General features: G+C 56.0%; 13 protein-coding genes. 2 read left to right on the top strand and 11 right to left on the bottom strand.

The features are described from left to right. Window positions 1-293: 293 nt before the first annotated feature. Complete coding sequence (locus AC0QHF_RS10780; protein ID WP_324704212.1) at window positions 294-1,076, bottom strand: DUF1868 domain-containing protein; 783 nt, start codon at window positions 1,074-1,076, stop codon at window positions 294-296. A gap of 32 nt (window positions 1,077-1,108) precedes the next feature. Here AC0QHF_RS10780 and holA point away from each other — a divergent pair, with 32 nt between their 5' ends. Both holA and AC0QHF_RS10770 read left to right on the top strand, forming a co-directional pair. After that, window positions 1,109-2,092: a DNA polymerase III subunit delta gene (holA, locus tag AC0QHF_RS10775; protein ID WP_324704211.1), complete on the top strand. Its 984-nt coding sequence runs from the start codon at window positions 1,109-1,111 to the stop codon at window positions 2,090-2,092. 149 nt (window positions 2,093-2,241) lie between these two features. After that, on the top strand, window positions 2,242-3,261 hold the full coding sequence (locus AC0QHF_RS10770; RefSeq protein WP_324704210.1) for a hypothetical protein: 1,020 nt from the start codon (window positions 2,242-2,244) through the stop codon (window positions 3,259-3,261). Window positions 3,262-3,377: 116 nt separating this feature from the next. Here the strand turns inward: AC0QHF_RS10770 and AC0QHF_RS10765 are convergent, their stop codons facing one another. The 10 genes from AC0QHF_RS10765 to AC0QHF_RS10720 all read right to left on the bottom strand — a co-directional run bounded on the left by AC0QHF_RS10765 (window position 3,378) and on the right by AC0QHF_RS10720 (window position 12,917). After that, a complete protein-coding gene (locus AC0QHF_RS10765) occupies window positions 3,378-3,839 on the bottom strand; it encodes a hypothetical protein (protein WP_324704209.1) in 462 nt (153 codons plus the stop codon). A gap of 137 nt (window positions 3,840-3,976) precedes the next feature. Further along, a complete protein-coding gene (locus tag AC0QHF_RS10760) occupies window positions 3,977-6,247 on the bottom strand; it encodes a DUF3769 domain-containing protein (protein ID WP_324704208.1) in 2,271 nt (756 codons plus the stop codon). Between the two features lie 194 nt (window positions 6,248-6,441). Continuing rightward, a complete protein-coding gene (locus tag AC0QHF_RS10755; RefSeq protein ID WP_324704207.1) occupies window positions 6,442-6,558 on the bottom strand; it encodes a photosystem II reaction center protein I in 117 nt (38 codons plus the stop codon). A 275-nt stretch (window positions 6,559-6,833) separates the two neighbouring features. Beyond that, entirely contained in the window at window positions 6,834-7,757 is a 924-nt protein-coding gene (locus tag AC0QHF_RS10750) for a hypothetical protein (protein WP_324704206.1), read from the bottom strand. Window positions 7,758-7,978: 221 nt separating this feature from the next. Beyond that, window positions 7,979-8,422 (bottom strand): cyanase, encoded by a 444-nt coding sequence (gene cynS, locus AC0QHF_RS10745; protein WP_324704205.1) that lies wholly within the window; start codon window positions 8,420-8,422, stop codon window positions 7,979-7,981. Between the two features lie 274 nt (window positions 8,423-8,696). After that, complete coding sequence (locus AC0QHF_RS10740) at window positions 8,697-9,296, bottom strand: TerD family protein (RefSeq protein ID WP_324704204.1); 600 nt, start codon at window positions 9,294-9,296, stop codon at window positions 8,697-8,699. A 464-nt stretch (window positions 9,297-9,760) separates the two neighbouring features. Continuing rightward, on the bottom strand, window positions 9,761-10,330 hold the full coding sequence (locus AC0QHF_RS10735) for a TerD family protein (RefSeq protein ID WP_324704203.1): 570 nt from the start codon (window positions 10,328-10,330) through the stop codon (window positions 9,761-9,763). 29 nt (window positions 10,331-10,359) lie between these two features. Further along, window positions 10,360-10,929, bottom strand: coding sequence for a TerD family protein (locus AC0QHF_RS10730; RefSeq protein ID WP_324704202.1), 570 nt, complete (start codon window positions 10,927-10,929; stop codon window positions 10,360-10,362). Between the two features lie 84 nt (window positions 10,930-11,013). After that, a complete protein-coding gene (def, locus tag AC0QHF_RS10725) occupies window positions 11,014-11,547 on the bottom strand; it encodes a peptide deformylase (protein ID WP_324704201.1) in 534 nt (177 codons plus the stop codon). Between the two features lie 80 nt (window positions 11,548-11,627). After that, window positions 11,628-12,917 carry an HhoA/HhoB/HtrA family serine endopeptidase gene (locus AC0QHF_RS10720; RefSeq protein ID WP_324704200.1) on the bottom strand — a complete coding sequence of 430 codons (1,290 nt, stop codon included), beginning with the start codon at window positions 12,915-12,917 and terminating at the stop codon, window positions 11,628-11,630. Window positions 12,918-13,552: the final 635 nt, after the last annotated feature.

The raw sequence follows: 13,552 nt of genomic DNA, 5'->3' as shown, positions 1-13,552 counted from the left end.
CTTTGGGGGGAGTCAAGCCCCCTCAATCCCCCAACTTTGGGGGGAGTCAAGCCCCCTCAATCCCCCAACTTTGGGGGAAGTCAAGCCCCCTCAATCCCCCAAGTTTGGGGGAGTCAAGCCCCCTCAATCCCCCAAGTTTGGGGGAGTCAAGCCCCCTCAATCCCCCAAGTTTGGGGGGAGTCAAGCCCCCTCAATCCCCCAAGTTTGGGGGACTTATAGCGTTGCGTGCTGGCGTAGTTACACAGTTGGCAACCCCGCTTCCCGCACAGGGGATTTAAAACAGGGAAAACCCCTCAAAAAGCGATCGCGGGCCAGCTCGGTTCCCGCTTGTAGGCGGTCATGTCCTGGAACTGGCGGAGTTCGGCCCGTCGCACCCAAATTTCTTGGGGGTTGTCGAGCCACCGGTGGTTGAATTCCGAGAATTGATGAGCCAACTTATCGCGATCGAGATCGGGGGAAATTTCCGCGAAATAACCCAGAGTAATGTGGGCTGTCAGGTGGTACTGCTGATCGATGCCAAGGGCGATCAAATTAGAGTTTTGATAAATCGCTCTGCGGAACTTCAAAATCGCCTCGTAAGCCCCCTCATCGCGGGGAACAAGACAGACTCCCACCGCCCGGGGCATGACCATCAAACCCAGCACCTGCCAGCGGATGGATTGATCGTTTTTTTCTCCTTCAAAAGTGGTAAAAGATTCTGCGATCGCGTCTTGAAGTTTGCGATCGAACTCCGGAATCTTCTGACTCGCATCCAGGTAGGCCCCGTCCCAAATCAAATCGGCCAGTGTAAAATGAAAGCTGTCCGGGGGAATGGTCGCCCAAAACTTCGGCCCCAATATTTGACCCAATTTCTGTTGACAATCCGCCAAATTTTGATAAAAATCGGCATTGTCAACATCTTCCCCCCCCGGAGGGGTGACGATGCTGTATCCCGGAAAGGGGACGGCCCGCCTGCGGCCCATCGCATCGGGGGCAAACTTGGGGGACTCGTGAATGTGTTCGAGTTGCGTGAGATAAGCGTCGGGCAGCGTCATCCGCGCCACCCGATTGACGTAAGTTTGATAGTTGTCGTCCAATCTATTTTCCTCGTTCTCAAAAACCGTTTGTTATGCCAATTTATTTGTATTGGGGAGAGGACGACTTCTCCCTCACAAAAGCAGTGGATACTTTGCGAGAGTCCGTCCTCGATCCCAATTGGTCTAGTTTCAATTTTGACAAAATTCTGCCCGACACACCAGATGCCGTCATCGCCGGACTCAATCAGGCCATGACCCCACCGTTCGGCCTGGGACATCGTTTCGTGTGGTTGGTTAATACACCCCTGACTCAAAACTGTTCTCAAGAAATCCTACAGGAATTGGAGCGGACATTACCAGCCATTCCCGAAACCACCACCTTATTGTTGAGCAGTTCCAAGAAACCCGACGGACGCCTCAAGTCCACCAAGCTCCTGCAAAAATACGCCCAAGTGCGGGAGTTTTCTCCCATTCCCCCCTGGAAAAGCGAGCAGTTGGAGGGGCGGGTGAGGGAAGTGGCCCGGGAGGTGGGGGTGAGGCTCGAAGCGGATGCGGTGGCTTTCCTGGCGGAGGCGGTGGGGAACGAAACCCGGCAACTCTACGGCGAACTGGAAAAACTGAAACTCTACGCGAACACCTGGGACGGTCCCCTGACGGCGGTGGCTGTGGCCCCCCTCATCCATTCCAACACCCAAAATAGCCTCAAACTTGCCGCCGCCATTCGGGAGGGAAACACCGGCCGGGCCCTGGGACTGGTCGCCGATTTGGTCGAACACAACGAACCCGCCTTAAAAATCCTCGCCACTTTGGTGGGACAGTTTCGGACTTGGCTGTGGGTCAAATTGATGGTGGAAACCGGGGCGGGGGACGACCGGGAAATCGCCAAACTGTCGGAGGTGGGGAATCCGAAACGGATTTACTTTTTAAAAAAAGAAGTTCAGCCCCTTTCCTTGGGGCAACTCCAACAAACCCTGCCGCTGCTTCTGGAATTGGAAGCGGGCCTGAAACGGGGGGCCGACGAGTTTTCGGCCTTGCAAACTTACGTCGTCCAACTCTGCCATTTGTTTCGCCGTTAGTTTATAATTAGGCCCGGACGGTTCCCGGAGGAGCGCTTTCGAGTTTCCCGGCAACAACTCCGACTCCGACCGGCTGGCAATTTAAAAGTTGTTTTGCCCGCTTGAGATAGTATGATTGATATGCTCGTCACCCCACGCGAGGGTTAGCCATGCCAGATCGAAGCCCACTGGAACTAGCAAAGCAGGGCGATCCCCAGGCGATTGCCGCTGTGATCAACCATTCCCTCAAGGCAAAGGCAATTAGTGCGGATGTGTTTCGGGAAGACAACAGCCTTCACATCATGTTAGAAGGGGATAGCGTCCCCGCCAACCAAAGACAATTGGTGAATTACCTGCGGAATGGTTTGACCAACTTGCAGATTCCCTCGATTTATACCGCCAAGGTCTACGGACGGCAGTTGGGGGACGACCCGGCTTGGGAGGAGGAAATCGTTTTGAAGATGCCGCCCCCGGACGAGGTGGAACCGGACGAGGGGGTGGTGATAGCGGACTCCTCCGAGTACGATGAGGATTTGGATATCGAAGATGCGATCGCGGACGACGAGGATGACGACCTGATCGATGCGGATGACGAGGATCTAGTGATCGACGATCACATCGATGAGGATGAAGACGAGGAGGAAGAGGGGGATGACTATTATAATCCCGAGGAGGATGATGATCCGGAGGATGACGACGAGACGGAACAGATCGAGTCTGAGAAGCCGAAAAGCAAGCTCATCTGGCTGATTCCGCTGCTTCTGATTTTGGCGATCGCGGCTTTGGTCGGACTGCACTTCGGCGGTATCCTGACCTTGCCCTTCCTGCCCGGTGGCGGCACCTCCGAGTCCGAACCGGTGGCCCCGACTCCCGAAGAAACCGCCCCCACGGAAACGTCTCCCGAGGCTGGGGAGGCCCCCGCTTCGGCGCCGGCCGAAGAAACCCCCGCCGAAGCGGCGGACCCCTGGCGGGAGGGAGTCAACGCGGCGATGAGTGCGGCCGAGTCAGCCCAGACGGCCCAAACTCAGGCGGAGTGGAACGCAGTGGCGAGTCAGTGGCAAAGGGCCAGCGAGTTGATGGGACAGGTTCCGGAGTCGAGTCCCAACTACCAGGCGGCCCAAGAAAGAGTCCAGACATACGCCCAAAATCAACAGATCGCCGAACAGCGGGCCGCAGATGCCCCCAATTAGATAGGGCGCCCGGTGTTGTCGGGTGTAGGGTGTAGGATTTCGGTGCGATTCGTTCGTCCGAGGGGGAGGTTAAAGAAACTGCAAACAGACGATCGCGAGACTTGCGATATCTAAGCTTAATCTTGCCCGGAGACGAGATCGACATTGAGGAGGGATTTTAATTTCTCATAAAAATCCGAATAGTGAATCGGAGGTGGGGGGGTGCGATCGCTTTTTTTCGGGGGGATTTTCACATCATTTTGACTCCCCTCAACCGCAGTCGAATCCCCCTTTTTTTCAGTAAAGTTACCCGTCAAATGGGGCGGCAAATTATTGGACACCAGCCGCTCGAATTCGGAATTAAAATGATAAACGGGTTCTTCGCGCCGTTTCCAATGAGCCAGAATTTGGCCGACCGAAATAGCTTTGTAGCGACCCAAATACAGGGCTTCGATGATGGCGAGGGGCAGCCAACTGACTTCGTAGTTTTGAGTCCAATTGGCGACAATTTGGTAGGCGGGTTTTCCCCCGAGGTCGAAACTGTAATGAATCAATAAGGCTTCAGCTTGTTCGGCCTGCTCTTCGGGTGTTACGCTCATGGGTTGCCATTAATCATCGATCATTAATCATTAATAATTTAGAATTGACAATTGACAATTGACAATTGACAATTGACAATTGATAATTCTCAACTTCCTGCGCCAGAATTGTCAATTCTTGCCAATCGTCAAACGGGTTAATCTTCCACCTCCGTATCGGAACCGGAAAAGGGTGCGGAGTCGCCGGTCCAGTTAAAATCGCTGATTCGCAGGCCGAAACTTCCGAGGCGCCGCACCGGGTTGATGCGGAGGATAAAACCGTAGGTGCGGCGGCTGTATTCGAGAGTCAATTCATTGTTCAAAGCGAGGCCGTTATCCAAGTTGAAGGAGGATTCGACCCCGGCCCTCAAACCGCCGTAAATTTGTTGAACCAATCCCACGGTGAGAATTCTTTGATCGACGAGGCGATCGAACAGGAAGGGGGATTGTCCGTCGAGGGCGACTTGGGTATAAAACAGGCTGAAACCAGTGTAGTCGAGATAGTCCCGGGAAAAGTGGCCGAGCTGCCCTTGAAAGCCGACGCTACCGCTGAGATAGAATTGGGATTCGTCCTGGGAGTAGAGGCTCGCGCCGCCCCGGACGATCGCCACAAAGCGGACGAAGGGGATGACGGGCCTGGGGGTGTACCTCAAGCCTTCGCTGGCGGTGGCGGGCAGTTCTTCCCCCCTCCACAGGGGGACGGGATAGATGAGGGTGGCGACGCTTTGAAAGCGGCTGCGATCGATCCGGTCATTTTCGCGGTTGATTTCGAGCAGATCAAAGCGATCGGTTTTGGCTTCGATATCTTGGAAGCCGGTTTGGAAGCTGAAGATGGCGCCCGAGTCACCGAGGGCGATATCGGGGGAGGTGAGAACGGCTCCCAGGCTGCGGTGGACGGTTTGCGAGCCGAGGGTGCCGTTAAAAATGCGCTCCCGGTAGCTGTACTCGCCGGTGAGGGTGTAGCCCTCAAAGAGTTGTTGCACCCGCAACCTTCCCCGGTAGGCATCTTCTTCGAGTTCGGGGAAGTCTTCCAGGTTGTAGATCTCAATCTGCCCCTCGACGCCGGTGGTGGGGGTGACGCGCCCGGTGAAGCCGGCTTCGAGGCCGTAGAATCGGGGGTCGATGGGGGTCAGGCGCTCGGAGAACGCCCGCTGAACCAAGGCTTGGGGGGCAAATTTGACATCCACCGGTCCGAGGCTGATGGGGGCGAGGTTCCACTGCACGAAGTAGCCGTCGAGATCTTCGAGGTCGTAGCCGAATTCCAGGGGGCTCGGTTCCCGCTGGCGGCGGTCGATGATGGTGCGATCGCGGAACAGGGGCAGGGAAAAGCTCTGGTCGAAGACAAGCCGGGACCTGGAGGTGAGGAGTTCGTCCTGGAGGGGGGAAATCCGGTTCAGTCGGGCACTGTCGGCCCGCAGTTCCAATTCCGGGGGCGAAAAGGGGTCGTTGGTGATGCGGATGTTGGTGGCTTCCCACTCGCCGTTGGGTTGGATGTCGATGCGTTCGGCTTCAAAGCGGAGGCGGTTGACGTCCCCCTGCAGTTGGGGAAACGACAGTCCGCTGACTTCCACCTGGGCGCCGTCTGCGGCGGTGACATCGCCGACGGGTTGGGCTTCGGTGAGGCGATCGGCGAGGGGGACGGGGGATTGATCCAGGGCGGCGGGGCGATCGACGTCGAAATCGGCGCCGGCGGATTGGGTGAGCACCACGCCGCTGGCTTCGTAGATCGATCCGGTGTTGCGGACGAAGTTGTATTCCATCCGGTTGCCCCGGATGAGCTGTTCCCCCCGCTGCAGGGCGACGTTTCCGGTGGCGGCGACTTGCCGGGTGTCCAGGTTGACTTGGGCTTTGTCGGCCTCGATCAGGGTCTGGCGAAATCGGACTCGCACATCTCCCTCGGCGGTGACGATCTGCCGGGGCCCGTCGAATTCCTGCCGTTCGGCGGTGACTTCGACGAGATCCGTGGGCACGGTGATGGGGATGGCGGGTGCTTCCGGGGTGGCTTCGGGTGAGGCTTCTTGGGCGATGGTGACGGGTTCGCCGGGCCCGAAGGCTTGAAATTTCCGCTCGGGACCGATGGAATAGGTGGCGGCGTCGGGGGCGGGGAAGGGTTGCGGGGCGGGGATTTCCGTTGCGATCGCCGGTTGGGGGCCGCTGGCGGGGACGACGGATAGTTCCAGATCGGCTGTTATTTCCGACCAATTGCGGGCGATGGGAGCACCGAGATCGGCCGCCGAAGACTGCTTGGGGACGTCGGCGGTTCTCGGGTGGGGCAGGGTGTAAGAAATGGTGGTGTCGTGTCGGACTTCCCGGGTCGAGGCGGGTTCCGGTCGGTTCAAACTTTGGCTGAAAGGGGCTCGGGTGGGTTCTGTGGGCGGTTGGGTTTGGACGATCGCGGGCGGTTCGGGTGGCGGTACCGGGTAGGGCATAGTTGACAACGGCGTTCGTATGGATCGCCCGAACCCACGCGGTTTGAAGGGATTGGGCTTGGGCAGATGATAAAGTCATTAGTCATGCAGCCCCACGACTCACAACTAATGACTTTTTCAAGGTTTGACCGTCACCGGCGGTTTTTCCGCTTCGGTTTCCCGTCAAAGCTGGGTTGAGTTGAAATGTCGGATGTTTATTCCAAGTCCCGGCGCTTGGGGTTCCGGGAGGGGTCGTTGGACAGAAATCCGAACACGAACAATCCCACGAAGAATAATACGACGATATTAACGATGATTTTCAGAGTTACCATTTTTTAAGCTCCCAGGGCAACAAACGGTCTGTTTTCGATCGGGTCGTGCCAAATGCACGGCTTTCTGATCATATCTCAAAAGTTGAAACCGGTTAAGGGATTTGCGGTTTTGATGGGTTCCCGGTGCGATCGCGTTACGTTCCGCCTCGGATGTCGGGGTGTTGAATAAAAAATCAAGCGTATGGGCGTGTTTACCCTTACGAACCATTATCCGCCATCGCCGGGGTGGATGTCAACCCCTACCCCCTACTTCGGCGCGATTTTTTTTGACTTTTTCAGCGTTTTTTTGGATTAAATTGGTCGAAATAGCCCGATTCTCGCAGCCAACTCCAGATTTTGAGGGCGGCGGTTTCGACGGCGACCATGAGGCGATCGAGCCCTTCGAGGAGGTGTTGCAGGGGGTGTTTGACGTAGCCGATCGCCCGGGCGGGGGTTTCGAGCCAGTCGGGTTGGGCTTCAACTTGGCGGTGGGAGTGGGAAGGGGGGGGAGATGCGATCGCCGTCGTGCGGGAAGCCGGGGTTTTGGCGGCGAGGGAGTTGACGGACTTGGGGACGGTTTGGATCTCGGTGTGATCGAGGGTATTCAATTGGGCGATAATTTTCGATCGCGTTTTAGGGATGGTGGGCAGGGGTTCGGCTTGGGGCAGTTGCCGCCATTTTTTAGATGTCTGTGAGGGTTTGGGGGAGTCGAGTTGTCGGGTGGGGGAGTCTGCGATCGCCCAGGGATCGGGGAGTGGCGAGGGTTGTGGCACTTGGCGATCGGCGGGTTTGTCGCCGAACAGGTAATCCATCCCGTCCCAGACGGCGGTGTGGAGGCGGTTCAGGGTAGCCCGGGTGGCGGGTTGAATTTGGGGTTCGAGTTGGGCGAGGGTTTCGTCGAGGGATTGGAGGAGGGGAGAGGGGAGGAAGTTGGCGATCGCGTTCCAGAGGCGGGAGAGGGGATTTTTGGGCCGGCTTGACTTGACAGATTCGCTATTTTGTGGTAGTGATTTTTGTTTCCCGGGTTGGAGTTGGCGATCGGCGAGGGGGGTCTGTTGCCAGAGCAGGTAGAAGGGATAGAGTAGGATTTGCAGGGTGGAGTTGGTGGCAAAGCGAACCGTCCGCAGGGTGCGATCGCAGGTATCGGCGAACTGGCGATAGTTGCGGAGTAGGAAGTTGAAGACGTGGCTTTTATAGGGGCCGGGGTAGGCTGAGGACATTTTAAGGCGATTTAATATAGAGTTGACGGAGGCGATCGGGATTTAGAGATATTGTAGCCTAAGCGCGATCGCGGCGGATGCGGGAAACCGGCTTTCTTCTCTTGTCACCTATAAACCGGGTTTCTATTAAGATCTTGTGTTCTCAACGGACACCCTTCTAGAAACCCGGTTTCTTCCCCCACCTGATTCATCCAAAATGAAGGGTCAGAAAATCGATTGTACTACCACTTCTTATAGGGGAGGAACTTGCCACACATGATCACTTTGACGCGATCGCCTTTGGGGTCTTCTTCCTTCTCCACATCCAGGGTAAAATCGATCGCACTCATGATCCCGTCCCCGAATTTTTCGTGAATCACCGCCTTCATCGGCATCCCGTAAACTTGCATCACCTCATAAAAGCGGTAAATCAGCGGATCGGTGGGAATTACGGGGTCTAAGGAGCCTTTCATGGGACATTCCATCAAGGCTTCAGCCTCCTCCGAACCCAATCCCAACGCTTCGACAATCTTTTTCGCTTCTTCGAGATCGGCACTTGCCTGCCGGTAAATCACCGATGCAATCCAGACTTCATCGCGGCCGACAATTTGTTCGAGATCGGAAAATGTAATGCCCTTTGCTTTCTTCGCTTCCAGGAGTTTTTCTGTAATTTCCGGTATCGCCATTAACGAATCCTTTCAGATACAATCTTTTCAGATAGTGTACGGCTACTCTGCTATTAAGTCAATCCACGCTTCGTTTTTTTTCGCTGTTATTGATTTTATAGCACTAGGAGAATATATTAAAACCGTCTTAAATTTTTACCACAGAGGCACAGAGGAACACAGAGGGAGAATTTGTCCGAACCTAAATTTATACTGCCATATAACTGTCTTTAAAGCTAGACGATCGCGGCTATTGTTTCCAAAATACCAGACCGCGATCGCCCTTTAGTTTACCCTACATGAAACTACCCACCACGCCATTCAAATTCTTTTCGAGGGGCGTTCCCAAGGCTTTGAATTTCCACTGTCCGCCTTCGCGATAAACCTCCCCCATCAACATGGAAATTTTGCCATCGTAGGAGGCATCCCCCGAGAGGCTGTACCGGGCGATTTCCTTTCCCGTGGCATCCACCGCCCGGACGAAGGCGTTGTCTACCATGCCGAAGTGCTGCCGCCGGGTTTTCGCCTCGTAAATACTCACCGCCAACACGATGCGGCTGTAGCGATCGGGGATGGCATTCAAACTCAGAAAAATGCACTCGTCATCGCCGCTGCCCTCTCCGGTTAAGTTGTCGCCGGAATGGGCAACTGTCCGATCTGAGGAGGATAAATTGCCGTAATAGATAACCTCGTGTTTGTAGTCGGCGACTTTGCCGTTTTGACCGAGTAAAATGGCGTAGCCGTCCAAATCGAAATCGGCGCCACCGCCGAACAGTCCGCCCAGTCCGCCTTTGGATTTGGCGACATCCCAGCCCAAACCCATCATCAATTTGGAAAGGTCGTATTCGCTTTTGTCGAGGACGATGCTCTGCCCTTTTTTCAGGTTAATTGCCATGATTAAAATCCTATTATTTTTGAATTTATCCCCCCTCAATCCCCCCTTTGTAAGGGGGGAGGAAGATCCCCCCTCAATCCCCCCTTTGTAAGGGGGGAGGAAGATCCCCCCTCAATCCCCCCTTTGGAAGGGGGGAGGAAGATCCCCCCTCAATCCCCCCTTTGTAAGGGGGGAGGAAGATCCCCCCTCAGTCCCCCCTTTGGAAGGGGGGAGGAAGATCCCCCCTCAGTCCCCCCTTTGGAAGGGGGGAGGAAGATCCCCCCTCAATCCCCCCTTTGGAAGGGGGGAGGAAGATCCCCCCTCAATCCCCCCTTTGGAAGGGGGGAGGAAGATCCCCCCTCAGTCCCCCAATTCTGTCGGTATCTAAATCTCGAGTCCCCCGTACTAATTAAAGTGAAACCTCCTTGAGCCTCTCCTTTGTTAAGGGGGACGGGAGGGGGCTCGGGGGATTTAGGGGGCGAGGGTTAGAGGTATTTATCGACGAAACTTTGCAATCCGGCGTTGTACCCCTGTCCGACGGCGTGGAATCGCCATTCGCCATTCTTTTTGTACAGGCGCCCGAACTCCACCGCCGTCTCCCGCGAAAAGTCTTCTTCGAGGTCGTATTTTGCCACCTCGGTGCTTGTTTCGGGGTCGTAAATGCGGATGAAAGAATTTCGCACCTGGCCGAAGTTTTGGCGTCGTTCGTCGGCTTCGTGGATGGTGACGACAAAAATCAATTCTGCGATCGCCGGATCGATCGCGTTCAGGTCGATTTCGATGGTTTCGTCATCCCCACTGCCGGCCCCCGTGCGGCTGTCTCCCAAATGTTTGACCGCCCTATCTGGGGACACCAAATTGTTGTAAAATACGAAATATTCGTCCTGGGGAATTTTGCCGTTACTTCCCAACATGAAAACCGACGCATCCAAATCGAACGCGGCACCCGTATCGGTGGAGTTGACATCCCAACCCAGACCGATTCCGGCTTTTTGCAATCCCGGCGCCTCTTTGGCGAGATTGATGCGTTCCCCTTTGCCAATGTTAATCGACATAATTCCTGTAAATCGTGCGAGTTCAATTCTCAGGTGTACTGAGCGACGAAACTTTCCAAACCGGCATTGTATCCTTGGCCGACGGCTTGGAACCGCCATTCTCCATTTTTCCGGTAAATGCGGCCCATTTCCAGGGAAGTTTCCCGCGAAAAGTCTTCTTCGAGGTCGTATCGGGCGATTTCCGCCTGGGTTTCTTTGTCGTAAATGCGGATGTAGGAGTTGCGAACTTGTCCGAAATTCTGGCGGCGGGCCTCGGCTTCGTAGATGGTGACGACGAACACCAATTCTTCGATGCTGCTATCGACCGAAGTCAGGTTGACGTGGACGGTTTCATCGTCGCCGCTGCCTTCCCCCGTGCGGCTGTCGCCCATCGACTCTACGGAACCGTCGGGGGATTTGAGGTTATTATAAAAGACGAAATATTCATCTTTGGGAATTTTGCCCCCGGCGCCCAACATGAACACGGAAACATCCAGGTCGAACTGAGATCCGGTATCGGTTTGGTTGACGTCCCAACCCAGGCCGACGGCCGCCTGTTTCATGCCGGGCGCCTCTTTGGACAGGCTGATCCGTTCGCCTTTGTTCAGATTTATGGTCATGGGTTATTCCCTCAATAATCATTGATGCTTTTTCCTCCTACAGTTCGCCGGGGTTAAATTTCGGAAACGGCAGGAGGGGAAATTTTAATTTTGGAAAACGATGCGTTTTTGATATTCGTCTTCAGTCATCAGGTTGCGGGTATCTTCCACCCGATCTAAGAAGACGATGCCTTCGAGGTGGTCGTATTCGTGCTGAAAAATGCGGGCGATGAATCCCGTCAACTCTCGTCGCTGGAGGTGGCCGTCGCGGCTGGTGTATTCGACTTCGATCGCGCGCGATCGCCCGACGAGTCCCCGGATGCCCGGGACGCTCAGACAGCCCTCCCAGTCTTCTTCAACTTCCGGGGAACGGGCGATAATTTTCGGGTCGATCATCGCCGTGGGTTCCATCGACGGGGCGTTGGGGTAGCGGAGATTGGGGCGGGAGGCGACGACCAAAATGCGATCGCGCTCTCCGACTTGGGGGGCAGCGATGCCCACGCCGTTATTTTCCACCACCGTAGCGATCAGATTGTCGATGAGATCCTGAATCCGTTGTTCCCAAATGTTGGCAACCGGACGGGCGCGATCGCGGAGTACCGGATCGCCCAATTGGGAGACGGGGAGCGTTTCTGCCATTAGAATTCCTCCGACTATTCTGCTATTTTAGCTGGGTGGAGCGTCCGACCGACGGGGGGAACCTCGAAGAGAAAGACCGTCTAGCTGCTCATTTGGGGGGGCATATTTCCCGTTTGCACTTCCAACAGTTGCGATCGCCCGTTGCGGTTCACCTCGATCTGTAGGGTACTCCCCACAGTCTTATTCTGCACGATCCGTTGCACCATTTCTGAAGTAGCGATCGTCTGCCCGTCGATGGCGAGGATCACGTCCCCGGGCTGCAACCCGCCGCGATCGGCCGGGGAAGCGTCGATCACGTTCACGATCAACACCCCGTTTGTATCCGGAACGGGGAACGCCAGCCCGGAGGAATTTTGCAGTTCCCGTCGCAATTCCGGATTGAGGAGAATCATTTCGATGCCCAGATAGGCGTGTTCGGCCCGTCCCGTGGCGATCAACTGCTGGGCGATTTGCTGGGCGTTGTTGATGGGGATGGCAAATCCCAAGCCCTGGGCGCCGTTGATGATGGCGGTGTTCATGCCGATCACCTCCCCCTTGGCGTTGAGTAGGGGTCCGCCGGAATTACCGGGGTTGATCGCCGCGTCAGTTTGGATGAAGCCGATGCGCTTGTCGGGAACGCCCACGTCGCTGCTGCTGCGTCCGGTGGCGCTGATGATGCCCACCGTCACGGAATTATCCAGCCCGAGGGGATTGCCAATCGCGATCGCCCACTCTCCCGGGGAAAGCAGGTCAGAGTCCCCCAGGGGGACCGTGGGCAGGTCGGTGGCGTTAATTTTGATCACGGCCACGTCCGTCACGTCATCCGTCCCCAACACGGTGCCATCGTAGCGACGTCCGTCCTTGAGAACCACTTGCACCTCATCGGTGCCCTCGACGACGTGGCTGTTGGTGAGGATGTGCCCGTCGGGGGAGAGGATGAACCCCGATCCCGTCCCCTCTTCCAGGCGATCGCCGGGGGGACGACCGCCGGGGGGTCCGAACCCGTCGCCGAAGAACTCGTTGGGGAAGGGTTCCTCGAAGCGATCGAACCGGTCCGGACGCACCCGCCGGGAAGCGTTGATGCGGACCACCGCCGGACCGACCCGATCCGCAGCTTCGACGATAAAGTTGGATGTCTCACCGGGGAAGCGATCGGCTTTTTGCGGGAACCAACTCGGGGGATTCAATTTCGGAGTGGCGGAGGTGTCGGACCCGGAACCGGCATCGGGGAGGGCGGGGGGTGTGACTTGGGATTCCGTCGAGTCCGGAACTGCGGCCAGTTTCGCTTCCAGCCAGCGATCGCCCATCAATGCCCCGGTCGCGCCGACGAGCAGAAACAGGAAATAGACGATGGGTTGCTTCCAAAAAGCTTTTTCAGTGGTACCAGTCATGGCTCAAGTGTCAGGTTGACCTACAAGAAGTGGGCACTGTGTCCGATTGCGTTCCGAAATTGAATGGTCTGGGCGGGGACTTCAGTTAGAACTTTGTGCCAATTTAACACTATTTTCGTCCGCCCTGGTACAGTTTCCCGGAAGACTTTGGGAGCGGGGGGAGAAATAACCCACTTCTGTCAAACTGGAGCGAAACCTTGATTTTTCGTGAGTCCTGCGGAGAAAGAAATATAGCAGTTGTCGATCTGCTGCCAAATGGTTCGATATGGTTCGATCCCCCATTATCCCCCCCCGCCCCCATCCCCCCCTACCCCCCCTTTGTAAGGGGGGAGATCAGGGGGGAGCCAGAGGAAACTTCGCTTTAATTAATCCGGGGACTTCGAGTCAACCGGCGTACCTGATTGACTGGAAAATTGCCGTAATCTCTCCTCCGCCTCCCGACTCCCGACTCCCGACTCCCGACTCCCGATTCCCCCCACCCTGTCTGATATGCTTGAAGCCGACGCGAAGAATTTATAGCAATGAGCGAGGCAAGTGTTTACAGTTCGGTTCGGTTATAGAACCCGAAACCCCCAATTCTCCCCCCTTACAAAGGGGGGCTGGGGGGGATGCGGTTTCTATTCCCTACACCCTAC

This window comes from Lyngbya sp. CCY1209, from assembly GCF_055795065.1.
Note: the sequence above shows the minus strand (reverse complement) of the source record. Positions and strands in the feature narration are given on the sequence as shown.